Annotated in this window: 15 protein-coding genes and 1 pseudogene; all 16 read left to right on the top strand. The window is 66.6% G+C overall.

Features of this window, described 5'->3' with window-relative positions:
- Positions 1-387 precede the first annotated feature (387 nt).
- A complete protein-coding gene (locus NS365_RS15770; protein ID WP_058601251.1) occupies positions 388-1,398 on the top strand; it encodes an ABC transporter substrate-binding protein in 1,011 nt (336 codons plus the stop codon).
- Positions 1,399-1,471: 73 nt separating this feature from the next.
- Entirely contained in the window at positions 1,472-2,944 is a 1,473-nt protein-coding gene (locus tag NS365_RS15765; protein WP_058601250.1) for a sugar ABC transporter ATP-binding protein, read from the top strand.
- Complete coding sequence (locus NS365_RS15760; protein WP_058601249.1) at positions 2,941-3,882, top strand: ABC transporter permease; 942 nt, start codon at positions 2,941-2,943, stop codon at positions 3,880-3,882. The genes NS365_RS15765 and NS365_RS15760 overlap by 4 nt, the downstream gene beginning before the upstream one ends.
- Complete coding sequence (locus tag NS365_RS15755) at positions 3,879-4,850, top strand: ABC transporter permease (protein ID WP_058601248.1); 972 nt, start codon at positions 3,879-3,881, stop codon at positions 4,848-4,850. The genes NS365_RS15760 and NS365_RS15755 overlap by 4 nt, the downstream gene beginning before the upstream one ends.
- A gap of 28 nt (positions 4,851-4,878) precedes the next feature.
- Entirely contained in the window at positions 4,879-5,769 is an 891-nt protein-coding gene (locus NS365_RS15750) for an SMP-30/gluconolactonase/LRE family protein (protein WP_058601247.1), read from the top strand.
- 70 nt (positions 5,770-5,839) lie between these two features.
- Entirely contained in the window at positions 5,840-6,271 is a 432-nt protein-coding gene (locus NS365_RS15745) for an antitoxin Xre-like helix-turn-helix domain-containing protein (RefSeq protein WP_058601246.1), read from the top strand.
- A complete protein-coding gene (locus NS365_RS15740; protein WP_058601245.1) occupies positions 6,268-6,750 on the top strand; it encodes an RES family NAD+ phosphorylase in 483 nt (160 codons plus the stop codon). Before NS365_RS15745 ends, NS365_RS15740 begins: the two co-directional genes overlap by 4 nt.
- 195 nt (positions 6,751-6,945) lie before the next feature.
- Positions 6,946-9,033: a HAMP domain-containing methyl-accepting chemotaxis protein gene (locus NS365_RS15735; protein ID WP_058601244.1), complete on the top strand. Its 2,088-nt coding sequence runs from the start codon at positions 6,946-6,948 to the stop codon at positions 9,031-9,033.
- A gap of 116 nt (positions 9,034-9,149) precedes the next feature.
- Positions 9,150-9,314, top strand: a pseudogene (locus NS365_RS15730) (DeoR family transcriptional regulator); the annotation flags it as partial.
- 32 nt (positions 9,315-9,346) lie between these two features.
- Positions 9,347-10,834, top strand: a complete 1,488-nt coding sequence (glpK, locus tag NS365_RS15725; RefSeq protein WP_058601259.1) for a glycerol kinase GlpK — start codon at positions 9,347-9,349, stop codon at positions 10,832-10,834.
- A 171-nt stretch (positions 10,835-11,005) separates the two neighbouring features.
- Positions 11,006-12,055 carry a dipeptidase gene (locus NS365_RS15720; protein ID WP_058601242.1) on the top strand — a complete coding sequence of 350 codons (1,050 nt, stop codon included), beginning with the start codon at positions 11,006-11,008 and terminating at the stop codon, positions 12,053-12,055.
- A 133-nt stretch (positions 12,056-12,188) separates the two neighbouring features.
- Positions 12,189-13,802, top strand: a complete 1,614-nt coding sequence (locus NS365_RS15715; protein WP_206612137.1) for an ABC transporter substrate-binding protein — start codon at positions 12,189-12,191, stop codon at positions 13,800-13,802.
- A 34-nt stretch (positions 13,803-13,836) separates the two neighbouring features.
- On the top strand, positions 13,837-14,928 hold the full coding sequence (locus NS365_RS15710) for an ABC transporter permease (RefSeq protein ID WP_153003807.1): 1,092 nt from the start codon (positions 13,837-13,839) through the stop codon (positions 14,926-14,928).
- Positions 14,925-15,845, top strand: coding sequence for a nickel transporter permease (nikC, locus tag NS365_RS15705; RefSeq protein ID WP_058601240.1), 921 nt, complete (start codon positions 14,925-14,927; stop codon positions 15,843-15,845). Before NS365_RS15710 ends, nikC begins: the two co-directional genes overlap by 4 nt.
- On the top strand, positions 15,842-16,699 hold the full coding sequence (locus NS365_RS15700; RefSeq protein WP_058601239.1) for an ABC transporter ATP-binding protein: 858 nt from the start codon (positions 15,842-15,844) through the stop codon (positions 16,697-16,699). The genes nikC and NS365_RS15700 overlap by 4 nt, the downstream gene beginning before the upstream one ends.
- The gene (locus tag NS365_RS15695; protein ID WP_082684639.1) at positions 16,696-17,487 is read left to right on the top strand and encodes an ABC transporter ATP-binding protein; all 792 of its coding nucleotides are present in this window, start codon (positions 16,696-16,698) and stop codon (positions 17,485-17,487) included. The genes NS365_RS15700 and NS365_RS15695 overlap by 4 nt, the downstream gene beginning before the upstream one ends.
- Positions 17,488-17,542 lie beyond the last annotated feature (55 nt).

The following is a 17,542-nucleotide window of genomic DNA, read 5'->3' as shown; positions in this document are numbered from 1 at the left end:
TGCGGCAGGATTGCGGCCAGCTCGTCCGACACGGCCTGGATCGCCGCCTGAAACTCCAGCCGCCCGGCCAGCGCCTGCGACACGCGGATGAGATGCCGGAACAGGGTCTCGTTGCCGAGGCGCCTGCGGCGAGGGGTGGGGGCTGGCGCATGGGCGGAGGCGACGATCGGGCTCATGGTCAGACACCACCATGTTCGCGGGTGGTGCGCCAGACCGCACTCTGGCAGCAATGTTGCGGGTTCCCGCATCCATGATGCGGAAAGCGCCTTGGACAAAGCTGAAGCCGCCTTCCAGACTGCGCAACGGGAGTCGCTTGGGAGAGCGATGGCGCCGTCCGCATGGGGACGGCTGGATGGCCGGCGGGATGCCGGTCTTGGGGAGAAGACGATGAAGAAGCTCGCATTGGCGCTTTCGGCCGCAACGCTCGCGCTTTACGCCGTCGGCGGCGCCATGGCCGACACCAAGGACAAGACGATCGCTCTGTCCAACAATTATGCCGGCAACTCCTGGCGTCAGGCCATGCTGGAAAGCTGGGCCAAGGTGACGGGCGAGGCCGTGAAGGCCGGCGTGGTGAAGTCGGCGGACGCCTTCACCACCGCCGAGAACCAGGCGACCGAGCAGGCCGCGCAGATTCAGAACATGATCCTGCAGGGCTACAACGCCATCGTCATCAATTCGGCCTCGCCGACCGCCCTCAACGGCGCGGTGAAGGAAGCCTGCGACGCGGGCATCGTGGTCGTGTCCTTCGACGGCATCGTGACCGAGCCCTGCGCCTGGCGCGTGGCGGTCGACTTCAAGAAGATGGGCGCGGGCCAGCTCGACTATCTGGCCAAGCGCTACCCCGATGGCGGCAATCTTCTGGAAATCCGGGGCCTTGCCGGCACCTCGGTCGACACCGAGATCCACGACGGCATTCAGAGCGGCGTTGCCGCGCACAACAAGTTCAAGGTCGTGAGCGAGGTTCAGGGCGACTGGACGCAGACCGTCGCGCAGAAGTCGGTCGCGGGCGTCCTGCCGAGCCTTCCCGAGGTGGTCGGCGTCGTGACGCAGGGCGGCGACGGGTTCGGCGCGGCGGAAGCCTTCAAGGCGGCGGGCCGCAAGACGCCCACCATCATCCTCGGCAACCGCGAGGACGAGTTGCGCTGGTGGAAGGAGCAGAAGGACGCCAACGGCTACGAGACCATGTCGGTCTCGATCGCGCCGGGTGTCTCGACGCTGGCCTTCTGGGTGGCGCAGCAGATTCTCGACGGGCAGGACGTGCCCAAGGATCTCGTGGTGCCCTTCCTGTCGATCGATCAGGCTGGGCTCGAAGAGGCCGTGAAGAACACGCAGAAGGGCGGCGTCGCCAATGTCGAATATTCGCTGGACGACGCCAAGAAGGTGATCGCCGCCAAGTAAGGCGTACGCCCTTCTTTCTTGCGCCGCCGCACGGTCCTGCGGCGGCGCTTCTTTCCTGTGTCTCGAGGCCAGCATGACGGAACCCGGTTCGGCCGGCGCTTTGGTGCGCCTCAGCGCCATCGAAAAAAGCTTCGGCGCGGTGCGCGCCCTGCGCGGCGTCGATCTCGATATCCGCCCCGGCGAATGCCTGGGCCTTGCCGGCCACAATGGCGCGGGGAAATCCACCCTGATGCAGGTGCTCGTCGGCAATGTCGTGCCCGATACCGGCACGCTCACCCTGTCGGGCGAGGATCAGACCGGGCGATACGGCGTGTCGCGCGCTCGCGCGCTCGGCGTGCGCTGTGTCTTTCAGGAACTCTCGCTCTGCCCCAATCTGACCGTTGCCGAGAACACGCGCGTGCGCCACGGGACGCTCCGGGGCTTCGGCTGGCGGCGGCGCGCGAGCGCCCTGATCCGCGACAAGCTCGACGAGATTTTCCCGGGCCATGGCATCGGGCCACAGGAGCTTCTCTCCGACCTCGCGCTCGGCCAGCGTCAGATGGTGGAGATCGCGACCGTTTTTGCCGGCGACGATCCGACGCCCCGCCTCGTGATCCTGGACGAGCCGACCTCCTCGCTCGACGGCAGCGCGGCGAGCCAACTCCTGGCCTATGTCCGTGGCTTCGTCGCCAAGGGCGGCAGCGTCATCCTGATCTCGCATATTCTGGGCGAAATCCTCTCCACCTGCGACCGGATCGCCGTGATGAGCGACGGCCGCGTGGTGGATGTCCGGCCCGCCTCCGGCTTCGACCGTTATTCGCTGGTGGAAAGCATGGGCCATGTCGTCGCCCATGAGGACGAGGCGGCGGTCGAGGCGCGGGCGCGCTCGGCCGCGCCGGTCGTGGCGCGCGTGTCGAGCCCGCGCGGCGGCGGCGCCTTGGAAGCGCGGCGCGGCGAGATCATCGGCTTGGCGGGCTTGGCCGGCCACGGTCAGACGGCGCTTCTCGTGCTTCTCCAGAACGCCTCGTTCCGGGGCTCGCGCTTTGCGAAAGTCGAGGGCCGCACCGCCTTCGTGGCCGGAGACCGGCAGACGGACGGCGTGTTTCCGCTCTGGTCCATCGGCCAGAACGTCACCATCCGCTCGCTGCGCGGTTTGACACGGCTGGGGCTGATCGACCCCGCGCGCGAGCGCGCCATGGAAGCGGACTGGCAGCGCCGCATCGCCATCCGCACGCCCGACATGGGCAACAATATCCTGACCTTATCTGGCGGCAACCAGCAGAAGGCGCTGTTCGCCCGCGCGCTCGGCTCGGATGCCGAGATCATCCTGATGGACGATCCCATGCGCGGCGTCGACATCGGCACCAAGCAGGAAGTCTATGCGCAGGTTCGCACCGAAGCCGAGAAGGGCCGCACCTTCATCTGGTACACGACGGAGTTCGACGAATTGAAGAGCTGCGACCAGATCTATGTCCTGCGCACGGGGCGGATCGTGGACGAACTGCCGCGCGCCGACCTCACCGAGGCGCGCATCCTCAGCGCCTCCTTCAAGGAGGAGGCGGCATGAACGCACTTCTGAATCCGCGCGTCCTGCGCGCGCTTCTGCCGCCCGTCTCGTTCATCCTGCTTCTGGCGGTGATCTTCATCGTCCAGCCTCGGGCCATGAGCTATCTCGGCCTGAACCTCATGCTCAATCTGGCGCTGCCGATCGCGCTCGCGACGATCGCGCAGCTCTGCATCATCACCGTCAACGATCTCGACCTCTCGATCGGCGGCTTCGTCAGCCTCGTCGCCTGTATCGGCGCGACGGTGTTGAACGAGACGCCGCTTCTGGGCGTCCTCCTGCTCGTCCTCTGCATCGCGGCCTATGCCGGTATCGGCGCGCTCATCCACTGGCGCAACCTGCCCTCGATCGTGGTGACGCTCGGCCTCAGCTTCGTCTGGCTGGGTGCCGCAATTCTTCTCCTGCCCTCGCCCGGCGGCTCGGCCCCGGCCTGGCTCTCGGGCCTCGTGAAGCTGAAGACGCCGCTCGTGCCCTTCGCGATCCTCGCCAGCGCCGCGCTCGCCTTGGCGGTGCATCTTCTCTTGATGCGCTCCTCCTTCGGCACGGTTCTGCGCGGGGCCGGTGGTAATCCGCAGGCCGTGCGCCGCGCCGGCTGGTCGCTGCTGCGCGCCAAGATGACCATGTATGCGCTCTGCGGCTTCTTCGGTGTCCTCAGCGGGTTGACGCTGGTCGGACTCACCACCTCGGCCGACGCCAATATCGCGCTGCGCTACACGCTTCTGTCGATCGCCGGCGTCATTCTGGGCGGCGGCGAATTCACCGGCGGGCGCGTGTCGCCGGTCGGCGCGGTGATCGGCGCCCTGACGCTGACGCTCGCCGGCTCGCTGCTTTCTTTCCTGCGCATTTCGCCCGACTGGCAGATCGGCGCGCAGGGCGCGATCCTGATCGCGGTTCTGGCGCTGCGCGCCCTCGTCAACCAGACCGAACGGAGGGCGGCATGAGTGCGGCAGCCGCAGCATCCCAGAAGCCGGGCTTTGCCACACGCCACCCCTATGCCTTCTCCTTCGGCGGGGCGCTTTTGATCTTTCTCGCCACGCTCGCCTTCACAGGCGGCGTGGGCGGCGGGCAGATCCTCTCCACGGCGCTGACCTTCGCGACCATGTATGTGATCGTCGGTCTCGGTCAGATGTTCGTCATCACGACCGGCCCCGGCAATGTCGATCTGTCGATTCCTTCAACCATCGCGCTCGCGGGCACGCTGTCCATGGTGGCGATGAACGAGTCGGACGGGCGCATTCTTCTGGGTCTCGCTGTCGCGCTCGGTGTCGGCGCGCTGGTCGGCGCATTCAACTATCTGCTGATCCGCCTTCTTTCGATTCCGCCGATCATCGCGACCCTTTCGGCGAGCTTCCTCGTCCAGTCCACCGCCATCAGTTATGGCCGAGGCCTGCGCGTTCGCCCGCCAGAAAGCTTCGCCGCCTTTGCCACGGGGCGCATTCTCGGCATTCCCTATCTCGCCATCGCGACGCTGGCGCTCTGCGGGTTGATGGGGCTGCTTCTTCATCGCACCGTCTATGGCCGGTCGGTCTCGGCCATCGGGCAGAACCAGCGCGCGGCGGGCTTGGCGGGTATTCGCGTCGATCGCGTGCGCTTCCTCACCTATGTCCTGTCGGCGACACTGGCCGGGCTCTGCGGCGCGGTGCTCGCCGGCTTCTCGGGCGGCTCCTCGCTCAATATGGGCGAGGAATATCTTCTGGCGTCCATCGCGGTCGTGGTGGTCGGCGGCTCGTCCGTTTCGGGCGGTCGGTCCAATGTCGCCGGTCTCTGGGGCGCGTCGCTGTTTCTCTATCTCCTCGTCACCATGCTGAACACGTTTGGCGTCGGCGCAGGGCTTCGCCTGCTTCTCACCGGTCTCATCATCATCGCCATCATCACGCTGGCCGGCGATCCCAAGTCCGGCCGCGCCTGAAACCATCCGCCCTTTTCGAGCCCGCCCCATGCTGTACGAAATCTTCGACCCGCGCTTTTCCGAGGTCGCGCTGATCAATGTCACGCTGGAACAGATCCATTCCGGCTGCCGATGGGCGGAGGGGCCGGTCTGGTTCGGCGACGGGAATTACCTTCTCTGGAGCGACATTCCGAACGACCGCATCCTGCGCTGGATTCCCGATGTCGGCACTCATGTCTTCCGCGCGCCGGCGGGCTATACCAACGGCCATACGCGCGACGGCGCGGGGCGGCTCGTCTCCTGCGAGCATGGCGGGCGGCGGGTCACGCGCACGGAGGCGAACGGGTCGATCTCGGTGCTCGCCACGAGCTTTGAGGGCAAGCGGTTGAACTCGCCCAACGACGTCGTCGTCCACCGCGACGGCTCGATCTGGTTCACCGATCCGAACTACGGCATTCGCGACGATTACGAGGGCCACAAGGCCGACCAGGAGCAGCCCTGCCAGGGCGTCTATCGCATCGATGCGGCGACTGGCGAGTTGACGCGCGTGGTGAGCGATTTCGTCCAGCCGAACGGGCTCTGCTTCTCGCCCGACCACTCGCTTCTTTATATCGCCGATTCCGGCGGCAGCCATGATCCCGAGGGGCCGCGCCATATCCGGCGCTTCCGTGTCGAGGGCGCGAGGCTCACGGGCGGCGAGGTTTTTGCCACGATCGACCGGGGCGTGCCGGATGGAATGCGCGTCGATCGCGACGGCCGTCTCTGGTCGAGCGCGGCCGATGGCGTCCATGTCTTCCACCCGGATGGAACGCGGCTCGGCAAGATCCTCGTGCCGGAGGTCGTCGCCAATCTCTGCTTCGGCGGGCCGAAGGGCAACCGGCTCTTCATCGCGGCGACGACCTCGATCTATTCGCTCTATGTGCGCGTGAGCGGCGCCTGACGGGAGGTGCCCTTGCAAACCGTCTCAGGTGAGGCCAATTATAGCCTCACCTGAGACGGAGGCGTGACCCATGCTGGCGATCAACACCATGGCCGAGGTTCTCGGCCTGCCCGGCCGCGAGGCTGCGCCGCTTTCGCCCTTCGGTCTGATATCGCGGATCGAGAGCGGTCTGCCGCTCGGCGCGCTAGACCGCGTGGCGCGTTTGATCGCGCCTGACGATGCGCAGTTCAAATATCGGCTGGTTCCCAAGGCCACCTATGACCGTCGCAAGGGCAGCCATCGCCTGTCCTCCGACGAAGGCGCGCGGCTCGCCCGCGTCGCCCGCGTCTGGGGTCTAGCGCTGCATGTCTGGCGTGAAGAGAGCGAAGCACGGGATTTCCTCTTTCGTCCCCATTCGATGCTGGAAGATCGCCGCCCGATCGACATGGTGATCGGCAGCGAGATCGGCGCGGAACTGGTGCTCGATATTCTCGGCCGCCTCGAATATGGCAGCGCCGCGTGACGGCGCAGATCCTCGATCGGACGCTGCAATCCTATCGGATCGGAGACCCCGCCGGCACCTATCCGATCTTCGACGCCACCGGCTCCACCATCGCGCCCGGCCGCTGGAACACGCCGGGCAGCCCGCTGATCTATACAAGCGAGCATTTCGCGACCGCGCTTCTGGAAAAGCTCGTGCATGGCAGCGGTCGCCTGCCCCCGAACCAGCATTTCGTCACCACCACCCTGCCGAGGGGCCTCAGCTACGAGGTCTTCTCGCCGCCCGCCCTGCCCGGCTGGGACGTGATGCCGCCGACCGTCAGCAAGGGGTTCGGGGAGCGCTGGTGCGCGGAGCGGCGCAGCGTCCTCCTTTTCGTGCCGAGCGTCGTCGCCCGGCCCGAGCGCAATATCCTGATCAATCCGGCCCATCCCGAGTTCCCGCTGATCGCCGTGAGCCTGCACGAGCCGGTGTTCTGGGATCGCCGTCTGTTTGGGATTTGATGGCAAAACCACAGGTTAATAATGTGATACAGACTTCGGCCTATACGAATATACGTAAGTAGATACCTGTAGTATCGAAGGAGCTGGTCCTGGCTAAGCAATATAATTCGCGACATTTAGTAGCTCGGCCCCCTCCTTTAAAAATTTTTCACTGACCCAAAGCAATCCTTGCCTCAGTTAAATTCGGGGCGAAATATGCGTGTTTCTGTTAAGGCCAAGCTGGGTGTGTCGTTTGCGGCGGTTTTGGCGATGCTGGGAGGCGCTGGCTATCTCGGCGTCTCGCGTCTGGGTTATGCCAATGAGGCGATGAAAGGATTCGCTTCAGGCCCCTATGAAGCGTCCCTCAACCTGGGGCAGGCGACGCAGGCCATGCAGGGCATAGGCCGCAGTTTGAACGCTCTCGTCATGGTCAACGACCTGGAATTGAAAGCCGGGCGCGAGAAATCGATGATCGAGGCGCGCGAAACGATCCTCTCGATCCTCAAGGCCTATCGCGCAGGGCTGGGCACGCAGAACAACGAGGCGAAGACCCAGGCCGATCAGGCGCAGGCGGCATTCGATGAATGGTGGGTCACGGCGCGCCAAACCATCGATCTGTCGAAGCAGAACTCCGTCTCGCGGGCGCTCGACCTCGAAGCGACCACGGGGCGCACGATGGGTGATGCGCTGGTTGCGGCGGTTGGGAAAACGGCCGGGAGCATGGCCGCTGCCCGCTACGACGGTCCAGCACGCGCCATTCTCGTGGATCTCTTGCCCGAACTGGAGCGTCTGCGCTTCCTGATGATGAGTGCGGTGGCTGAGAACAAGAAGGACCGCCTCGCACAATTGCAGACGGAGTTCGACGCAACCCTCACCCGCGTCGATGAGCGGATGAGAAGCTACGCTTCGCTGGCCGCCTCCACACCTTATGGCGCCGAAGCCAAGGCCAGCCTCGACCATTGGACGGGCTTCGTTCCCGTGCTCAAGGAGATATTCACAATGGGCTCGGTCAACACCGATGCCCAGGCCGTCGAGATCGCCGTCACCAAAATTCGCCCGCAAACCCTGGCGCTGGTCCAGTCCTTCCAGGATATGATCGCATCCGAGAGCCGGAAGGCGGAGGCGATGCGCACGGATATCGAAGACACCTATCTCTCGACACGCACCCTCCTGACCGCGCTGGTTCTGGCGGCGCTTCTCGTGGGGGCCGGTGCCGCCAGCTGGATGGCCCTGTCGATCAGCAGGGGCTTGCGGCGCGCGGTGGACCTGTCGGAGGCCATCGGCGCGGGCGACGTGTCCCAGCGGGTCGAGGCCAAGGGGTCGGACGAGGTGGGCGAGCTCCTGCGCTCCATGAACCGCATGGGCGAAAAGCTCTCCACGATCGTCGTCGATATCAGAACCTCGGCCACGCAAGTCGCCTCGGGCTCCACCCAGTCCGCCGCGACGGCCGAGCAGCTATCCTCGGGCTCGACCGAACAGGCGGCGGCCTCCGAGCAGGCCTCGGCGGCGGTCGAAGAGATGACCGCCAATATCCGGCAGAACGCGGAGAACGCCTCGCAGACGGAAAAGATGGCCAATATCTCGGCCGTCAGCGCCCAGAAGAGCCGCGAGGCCATTGCCGGCTCGCTCCAGGCTATGGAAACGATCGCCGACAAGGTGCGCGTCGTTCAGGAGATCGCGCGTCAGACCGATCTTCTCGCCCTCAACGCCGCCATCGAGGCGGCGCGCGCGGGGGCGCACGGCAAGGGCTTCGCGGTGGTCGCGTCGGAAGTGCGCAAGCTGGCCGAGCGAAGCCAGGCGGCGGCGGCCGAGATCAGCGATCTTTCGGCGGGCACGCTTCAGGTGGCGCAGGACGCCGGGCGCATGTTCAACGATCTCGTGCCCGATATCCAGCGCACGGCGGAACTGGTTTCGGAAATCTCCTCGGCCTGCCGCGAGCAGTCGGTGGGCATCGAGCAGATCAATCAGGCGATCCAACAGCTCGATCAGGTCACCCAGTCGAATGCCGGGGCCTCCAACGAAATGGCCGCAACGGCCCGCCAGCTTTCGGCGGAAGCCAGCTCGCTCGCCGATGGCGTCGCCTTCTTCAAGGTCGGCGGGGAGATGCGCCGCGGCGCGCCCGAGGATGCCAAGCCCGCCGCCGCGCCCAAGCCCTCGCGGCAGGAGACGGTGCGCGCGCTCCGCACCCGTGTGAAGGCTTTCGGCGAAACGCATGTCCAGCCGGCCCGCGCGCCGGCGAACCAATCGGCAGGCTTTGCGATGGATATGGGCGGCGACGATACGTTCGAACGCCTGAGCGCCTGATCAACAACCACACAGGGAGCGTCGAAGTCCCTTCTCCCGCGGGAGGAGGGACTTTCGCTTTCGGCGCGGCCGGTTTCGTTTTAGGACGGAGCGTCCCGTCTCGCCGGAGACTTGCCATGCTGCCTGATCGCCAAGCGCAGATTCTGGCCCTCACGCGCCGGCAGGGGCGTGTTCAGGTGGAGGACCTGTCGCAGCGCTTCGAGCTCAGCGTTCAGACGATCCGCAAGGATCTGAACGATCTCTGCGAGGGGCGGCTTCTGTCGCGCGTCCATGGCGGAGCCGGGATCGAGCATTGATCGTTTGGGAGGATTTCATGGCGGGCTATGTGCTTGCGATCGACCAAGGCACCACGTCCACCCGCGCCATCGTCTTCGACGATGGGTTCCGCATCGCGGGCGTCGGGCAGCAGGAATTCACCCAGCACTTCCCGCGTTCGGGCTGGGTGGAGCACGACCCGGAGGACATCTGGCGCACCGTCGTCGCAACGGTGCGCACCGCCCTTTCCGCCGCCTCGCTCTCGGCGGGCGATATCGCGGCCATCGGCATCACCAACCAGCGCGAGACGACCGTGATCTGGGACCGCGCGACCGGCGAGCCGATCCACAACGCCATCGTCTGGCAGGACCGGCGTACCGCTGACATCTGCCGCCAGCTGCGCGAAGACGGCGCGGAGGAGATGGTCACCGCCAAGACCGGCCTCGTCGTGGACCCCTATTTCTCCGGCACCAAGATCGCCTGGATTCTGGACGAGGTAACGGGCGCGCGGGCGCGGGCCGAGGCGGGGAACCTCGCCTTCGGCACGATCGACACGTTCCTTCTTTGGCGGCTGACGGGCGGGCGCGTCCACGCGACCGACGCCACCAACGCAGCCCGCACGCTCCTGTTCGATATCGAGGCGAACGACTGGGACGAGGAACTCCTCAAGCTCCTGCGCGTGCCGCGCGCACTCCTGCCCGAAGTGCGCGACTGCGCGGCCGAGTTCGGAATGACCGATCCCGCCCTGTTCGGCACGGCCATCCCGATCCTCGGCATGGCGGGCGACCAGCACGCCGCGACGCTCGGCAATGCCTGTTTCCGGCCGGGCATGACCAAATCGACCTATGGCACGGGCTGCTTTGCCGTTCTCAACACCGGCCGGGCGCGCTGCCATTCCAAGAACCGGCTCCTCTCCACCATCGCCTATCGGCTGGACGGGCAGACGACCTATGCACTGGAAGGCTCGATCTTTGTGGCGGGCGCGGCCGTGCAATGGCTGCGCGACGGGTTGAAGCTCATGGAACGGGCCGAGCAGTCCGGCCCCATGGCGGCCAAGGCCAGCGAGACGGAAGACGTCTATCTCGTGCCGGCCTTCGTGGGTCTCGGCGCGCCCTGGTGGGACGCGGAGGCGCGCGGCGCGATCTATGGGCTGACCCGCAACACGGGGCCGAACGAGTTCGCCCGCGCCGCGCTGGAATCGGTCTGCTTCCAGACGGCCGATCTTCTGGGGGCCATGGGGCGCGATTGGCAGGGCGACGGCGACCGCGTCCTGCGCGTCGACGGCGGCATGGTGGCGAGCGACTGGACCATGCAGCGCCTCGCCGACATCCTGAATGCGCCGGTGGATCGACCCGTGGTGCTGGAGACGACGGCGCTCGGCGCGGCCTGGCTCGCCGGCCACAAGGGGGGCGTCTGGCCGGGGCAGGATGGGTTCGCGGCGAGCTGGCACCTGGAGCGCCGCTTCGAGCCCGCTATGTCGGCGGTGGAGCGCGGCCGCAAGCTGACCGGCTGGGCCGACGCGGTTCGGCGCACGCGCACGAGCTGACGGAATGAGGCACAGGGTCGGGGCCAAGAGTGCGAGCGGCGTCTATCGCTGACGCCCCTCCTCTGCGCGGTGGCTCGCGCTCCGACTTGCCCTTCGCCCCATCCTGCCTCTAGCGTCCGCGCCATCCGATTCCCGGACCGGCCTGCTCCGGTCCCGCCGCGAGGAACTGCCTTGAACGTTTTCGACGGTCACAACGACGCCCTTCTGCGCATCTACAACGACCCGACGCCTGCGGCCTTCGAGGCCTTTCTGAACGGCGGTTCCTCGGCCCATATCGATCTACTGAGAGCGCGCGCGGGCGGTCTCGTCGGCGGCCTCTTCGCGATATTCCCGCCCTCCCCCATGGCGGGCGACCTGTCCGATCGCATGAGCGGGGCGGGCTATGACCTGCCGCTGCCCGATCCCTTGCCCCACCCCACCGGTGCGGACGCGACCATCGCCATGGCTTCCATCCTCCTGCGCCTGGAAGCGGCGTCGAAGGGTGGGCTGAACGTCTGCCGCAGCGTCGCAGACATCGAATCGGCTGTCGCGCGGGGCAGTCTGGCCGCCGTTCTGCATATCGAGGGCGCGGAGGCGATCGACCCCGACCTCCACATGCTCGACGTGCTCTATGCCGCGGGGCTGCGTTCGGTCGGCATGGTCTGGAGCCGGCACAATCATTTCGCCCATGGCGTGCCCATGCGCTTTCCCTCCTCGCCCGACACCGGGCCGGGTCTGCTTGAGCCCGGCAAGCGGCTGGTGAAGCGCTGCAACGAGCTGGGCGTGCTGCTCGATCTCTCGCATCTCAACGAACGCGGTTTCTGGGATGTCGCCGAACTCTCCGACGCGCCCCTCGTCGCCACTCATTCCAATGTCCATGCGCTCTGCCCGGTCAGCCGCAATCTGACCGATGCGCAGCTGGATGCCGTCGCGCGCTCGCAGGGCGTGGTGGGGCTGAACTTCGCCACCGCCTTCCTGCGCGCGGACGGGCGGATGGACTCCGACACGCCGCTCGATACGATGCGCCGCCATCTCGACGCGTTGCTGGAGCGGCTGGGCGATGACGGCGTGGCGCTCGGCTCCGATTTCGACGGCGCCACGATCCCCGACGCGATCGGCTCGGCGGCGGGTCTTCCTCGCCTGATCGAGCATCTCTCGGCTGCCGGCTACAGCGACGCGCTTCTGGAAAAGATCGCCATGCGCAACTGGCTCTCGGTGCTGGGACGAACGTGGAAAGCCTGACAATCGTGTCCACAGCTTGTGCACTGAAAGCGCTTGCCGTCGCTTTGGGCATCGCATAGCCTCCTCACTGATAAGCGCGCCGAGCCTTAGCGCCGGCGCGCTGCTTCTCTCCTTGCACCCGAAGAGGTCGCCTGTGTCGCTTCACCGCTCTCGCTCGCTCGCCCGTCGCCTTGCCGCCGGCACCATCCTTTTGGGCGCTCTGGCGCTGGCACAGGGCGCGTCTGCCGCGACCCCGGCGGACACGCTGGTGATCGCCAACGGCATCGACGACATGAAGTCGCTCGACCCGGCCGAAAGCTTCGAGTTCTCGGGGCAGGATCAGATCAACAATATCTACGAGACGCTGGTCGAGATCGATCCGCAGACGCTGAAGCCTATTCCGGGTCTGGCCTCCAGCTGGTCGGTCAGCGATGATGGTCTCACCTTCACCTTCAAGATGGCCGAAGGGCGCAAGTTCGCCTCCGGCAATCCGATCACGGCCGAGGACGCGGCCTTCTCGCTCCAGCGCGTGGTGAAGCTCGACCAGACGCCGGCCTTCATCCTCACCCAGTTCGGCCTGACCAAGGACAATGTGGAGCAGACGGTGAAGGCGGTGGACGCCTCGACGCTCCAGATCGTCACCGACAAGCCCTATGCCCCGTCCTTCCTCTACAACGCGCTGACCGCTGAGGTCGGTTCGATCGTTGACAAGGCCGTGGTGATGGAACATGCCGGCGAGGACTACGGCAACGCCTGGCTCGACACGCATTCGGCCGGCTCGGGCGCCTATGTGCTGCGTGCCTGGAAGCCGAACGAATCCGTGGTGCTCGACGCCAACCCCAATTTCAACCACGAGGTCGCGATGAAGCGCGTCTTCGTGCGCCATGTGGTGGAGCCTGCGACGCAGCTGCTTCTGCTTCAGAAGGGCGATGTGGACGTCGCCCGCAATCTCGGGCCGACCGACATCGCCTCGGTCGAGAAGGACCCCAATCTCAAGGTCCAGACCGAGCTGCGCGGACAGGTCTATTATCTCTCGGGCAATCAGAAGGACGAGATCCTCTCCAAGCCCAAGGTCATGGAAGCGATCAAATATCTGATCGACTATGACGGCATCACCAGCCAGCTTCTGAAGGGCCAGGAACAGACGCACCAGTCCTTCCTGCCCGCCGGCTTCCTCGGCGCGATCGAGGACAAGCCTTTCAAGCTCGACGTGGCGAAGGCCAAGGCGCTTCTGGCCGAGGCCGGCTATCCCGACGGCTTCGAGACCGAAATCCTGATCCGCAACGAGAAGGAGCGCGTGGACATCGCGCAGGCCATTCAGGGCACGCTCGCCCAGGCCGGCATCAAGGCGTCGCTGCGCTCGGTGACGGGCGCGGAGGCGCTGTCGATCTACCGCGCGCGCAACCACAAGCTGACGCTTCAGACCTGGGGCCCGGACTACCCGGACCCGCAGACCAACGCCTCGGTCTTCGCTGCCAATGCCGACAATTCGGACGCGGCCGCGCTGGTCGGCAATCTCGCCTGGCGCAACGCCTATGCCGCGACCGAAACGACGCCGATGGTCGCCGCCGCCGTGGTGGAGAAGGACGAGGCCAAGCGCGCCAAGCTCTATGAGGACATGCAGCGCCACGAGCAGATGGCCTCGCCGATCGCGGTCCTGTTCCAGCGCTCCGAGCAGCCGGCGCTGCGCAAGGGTGTCGACGGCTTCAAGACCGGCAGCGCCGTCGCTTCGGCCTTCTACTGGACCGTCACCAAGACGGCGCAGTAATCCACGTGCTTCGATCAACCCCGGAGGCGGGCCTTTGAGCCCGCCCGTTCTGGACGAGCCGGCGCTGCAGGGCGCCCGCTCGGGCCTGCGCTCCTTCGGCGTGCCGCGCTTCTTGTCGCGCGGCGCGAGCCTCCTGTTCAGTCTTCTGCTGACGCTGTTCGGCCTGCTCTTCGTCACCTTCCTGATCGCGCGCGTCGTGCCGGTCGATCCGGTTCTGGCGGTGGTGGGCGACCGCGCCACGCAGGCGCAGTACGACGCCGCGCGCATCTCGCTCGGCCTCGACCAGCCCCTGCCCGTGCAGTTCGTCCGCTATCTCGGCGATGTCGTGACCGGCGATCTCGGCCGCTCGAACCTGACCTCGCGCCCGGTCGTGGAAGACATCGCCTCGGCCTTTCCCGCCACGCTGGAACTCGCGACGCTCGCGACGCTGATCGGCGTTCTCGTCGGCGTTCCGGCGGGTGTCATCGGTGCGGTGCATCAGGGGCGGTGGCCCGATCAGACGATCCGCGTCGTCGGGCTGCTCGGCTATTCCATGCCGGTCTTCTGGCTGGGCCTCATCGCCCTTCTCCTCTTCTACGGGCATCTGGGATGGGTCGGTGGCCCGGGCCGGCTCGATGTGTCCTATGAACTCGCCTACGAGTTCGACGTGACGCCCGTCACCGGCTCGATCCTGATCGACTCCGCCCTGTCGGGCGCGTGGGATGTGTTCCGCAACGCCCTGTCGCATCTCATCCTGCCGGCGCTCGTGCTCGGCTATTTCTCGCTGGCCTATATCTCGCGCATGACGCGCTCCTTCATGCTGGAGCAGCTGTCGCAGGATTATGTGACCACGGCCCGCGTCAAGGGCGTGTCGGAGCGCCGCGTCGTCTGGGTCCATGCGCTCGGAAACGCCATGGTGCCGCTCGTCACGGTGATCGCCCTGTCCTACGCCGCGCTTCTGGAGGGCTCGGTTCTGACCGAAACCGTCTTTGCCTGGCCCGGCCTCGGGCTCTATATCACGCAGGCGCTGTTCGCCGCCGATTTCAACGCCGTGCTCGGCGGAACGCTGGTGATCGGCGCAGTTTTCGTCGTCCTCAACATCCTGTCCGACCTCGTCTATACGCTGGTCGATCCGAGGGCGCGATGAGCGGGGCCGCCCCAACTTCCGGCTGGCGCGGCTGGCTGACCACGGACACGCCGCGCTCGCGGCTCCAAGCGCGCGCCGTCTCGCTGTTTCAGGGATGGCGCATTCTGAGCGGCAATCCACTGGCGATGATCGGCCTGTTCCTGATCGCGCTGCTTCTCTTGATGGCGGCCTTCGCGCCGCTTCTGGCGACTGACGATCCCAACGTGCAAAACTTGAGCACGCGCCTTCTGCCGCCCGGCTCCGGCCATTGGCTGGGCACGGACGAGCTGGGGCGCGATGTCTGGAGCCGCCTCGTCTACGGCTCGCGCGTCACGCTCTATGTCGTGGCGCTGGTGGTGCTCACCGCGCCCGTGCTCGGCCTCGTGATCGGCACGGTCGCGGGCACGCTGGGCGGCTGGACCGACCGCGTGCTCATGCGCATCACCGACATCTTCCTCGCCTTTCCCCGGCTCGTGCTGGCGCTCGCCTTCGTGGCGGCGCTCGGGCCGGGCATCGAGAATGCGGTTCTGGCCATCGCGCTCACCGCCTGGCCGCCCTATGCGCGCGTGGCCCGCGCCGAAACGCTGACCGTGCGCCGCTCCGACTATATTGCCGCCGCCCGGCTCCAGGGCGCGGGAACGCTGCGCATCATCACCGGCCATATCATGCCCATGTGCCTGTCCTCGGTGATCGTGCGCATCACACTGGACATGGCCGGCATCATCCTGACGGCCGCCGGCCTCGGGTTTCTGGGCCTCGGCGCGCAGCCGCCGCTCGCCGAATGGGGCGCGATGATCTCGTCGGGCCGGCAATATCTCCTGACTCATTGGTGGGTCGCGACCATTCCCGGCATCGCCATTCTTCTGGTCAGCCTCGCCTTCAACCTGTTGGGCGATGCCTTGCGCGATATTCTCGATCCGCGGAGCGGCCAGCAATGAGCGCGTCCTCGTCTGCCGGTGCGCCGCTTCTGGAGGTTCGCAATCTCAAGGTCGGCTTCGACACGAGGCGCGGCCTCGTGGAGGCCGTGCGCGGCATTTCCTTCGATGTCGGGCGCGAGCGGGTCGCCGTGGTCGGCGAATCCGGCTCGGGCAAATCCATGACGGGGCGCGCGATCCTGCGCCTCGTGCGCTCGCCCGGTCATGTCGCGGCCGATCGTCTGGCCTTTCGCGGCACGGACCTTCTGGGCCTGTCCGAAAAGGAGATGCGGGCCGTGCGCGGCGGGCGCATCGCCATGGTGATGCAGGACCCGAAATACTCGCTGAACCCGGTCATGCGGATCGACCGGCAGTTGAGCGAGGCGCTGCGCGCGCATGGCCGCATCTCCTCGGCGGAGGCGCGCCGCCGCATGATCGCCATGCTGGAGGACGTGCAGATCCGCGATCCCGAGCGCGTCTTGCGCGCCTATCCGCACGAGCTTTCGGGCGGTATGGGCCAGCGCGTGATGATCGCCATGATGCTGATCCCAGAGCCTGAACTCCTGATCGCCGACGAGCCGACTTCGGCGCTCGACGTCACGGTGCAACTCGAAGTCCTGCGCATTCTGGACGGGCTCGTGAGCGGGCGCGGCATGGGGCTTCTCTTCATCAGCCACGATCTGCGCCTCGTCTCGACCTTCTGTGACCGGGTTCTCGTGATGTATCGCGGGCGCATCGTGGAGGAGATCGCGGCCGACCGGCTGTCCGAGGCGCGCCATCCCTACACGCAGGGGCTGCTCGCCTGCCTGCCGCGCATAGGCGGCGGCCACGCGAGCCTGCCGACGCTCGACCGCAGACCCGAATGGCTGAACGCATGAGTGACACGCCCCGCATCGAAGCCCGCGACCTCGTGGTGACGCTGGGCGAAGGCCGCAGCCGCGTCGACGCCGTGAAGGGCGTGTCCTTTCAGGTGGCGCCCGGCGAGTCCTTCGGCCTTGTCGGCGAATCCGGCTCGGGCAAATCCACGATCCTGCGCGCCATCTGCGGCCTTGCGCCGATCTCGTCCGGCGAGGTTCTGGTGGATGGGGAGAGGCTGGGGGCGAGGCGCGACAAGCGCTTCGCAGCACGTGTGCAGATGGTGTTTCAGGACCCCTATGGCTCGCTCCATCCGCGCCACACGATCGATCGCATCCTATCCGAGCCGCTGTCGATCCACAAGCTGAAGGACCGCGACCGCCGCGTTCTCCAGGCCCTGTCGGATGTGGGGCTGGACCCGGCCTTCCGCTTTCGCCTGCCGCATCAGCTTTCGGGTGGCCAGCGCCAGCGCATCGCCATCGCCCGCGCCTTGATCCTGGAGCCTGCCGTCCTGCTTCTGGACGAGCCGACCTCGGCGCTCGATGCCTCGATTCAGGCCGAAGTCCTGAACCTTCTGACGCGCCTGCGCGCCGAGCGGCAGCTGACCTATCTTTTCGTCAGCCATGATCTCGCGGTGGTCGATCACATGTGCGAGCGCCTTCTCGTCATGCGCGGCGGCGAGGCGGTGGAAGCCTTGGAGGAAGGCCGCCTCGCGACGCGGGACGTTCGCTCGGACTATGCGCGGGCGCTGATGACAGCGAGCGACGGGTTCGTACGTCCGCAGTCTGGCCTTGGTTCGCCTGTGGGATAATCCGCAAGGACAGCTTTAGCACCTCATCAACCATCCCGCGTCAGGATGCGCGGGC

The organism is Aureimonas ureilytica (assembly GCF_001475935.1).
Classification (GTDB): Bacteria; Pseudomonadota; Alphaproteobacteria; order Rhizobiales; family Rhizobiaceae; genus Aureimonas; species Aureimonas ureilytica_A.
This window is presented reverse-complemented; position numbering and strand designations above follow the sequence as displayed.

What these genes read in the sequence shown, in the direction of transcription:
- NS365_RS15770 (WP_058601251.1), top strand. Translation starts at nt 388, where the DNA reads ATGAAGAAGCTCGCATTGGCGCTTTCGGCCGCAACGCTCGCGCTTTAC.
- NS365_RS15765 (WP_058601250.1), top strand. Translation starts at nt 1,472, where the DNA reads ATGACGGAACCCGGTTCGGCCGGCGCTTTGGTGCGCCTCAGCGCCATC.
- NS365_RS15760 (WP_058601249.1), top strand. Translation starts at nt 2,941, where the DNA reads ATGAACGCACTTCTGAATCCGCGCGTCCTGCGCGCGCTTCTGCCGCCC.
- NS365_RS15755 (WP_058601248.1), top strand. Translation starts at nt 3,879, where the DNA reads ATGAGTGCGGCAGCCGCAGCATCCCAGAAGCCGGGCTTTGCCACACGC.
- NS365_RS15750 (WP_058601247.1), top strand. Translation starts at nt 4,879, where the DNA reads ATGCTGTACGAAATCTTCGACCCGCGCTTTTCCGAGGTCGCGCTGATC.
- NS365_RS15745 (WP_058601246.1), top strand. Translation starts at nt 5,840, where the DNA reads ATGCTGGCGATCAACACCATGGCCGAGGTTCTCGGCCTGCCCGGCCGC.
- NS365_RS15735 (WP_058601244.1), top strand. Translation starts at nt 6,946, where the DNA reads ATGCGTGTTTCTGTTAAGGCCAAGCTGGGTGTGTCGTTTGCGGCGGTT.
- glpK (WP_058601259.1), top strand. Translation starts at nt 9,347, where the DNA reads ATGGCGGGCTATGTGCTTGCGATCGACCAAGGCACCACGTCCACCCGC.
- nikC (WP_058601240.1), top strand. Translation starts at nt 14,925, where the DNA reads ATGAGCGGGGCCGCCCCAACTTCCGGCTGGCGCGGCTGGCTGACCACG.
- NS365_RS15700 (WP_058601239.1), top strand. Translation starts at nt 15,842, where the DNA reads ATGAGCGCGTCCTCGTCTGCCGGTGCGCCGCTTCTGGAGGTTCGCAAT.
- NS365_RS15695 (WP_082684639.1), top strand. Translation starts at nt 16,696, where the DNA reads ATGAGTGACACGCCCCGCATCGAAGCCCGCGACCTCGTGGTGACGCTG.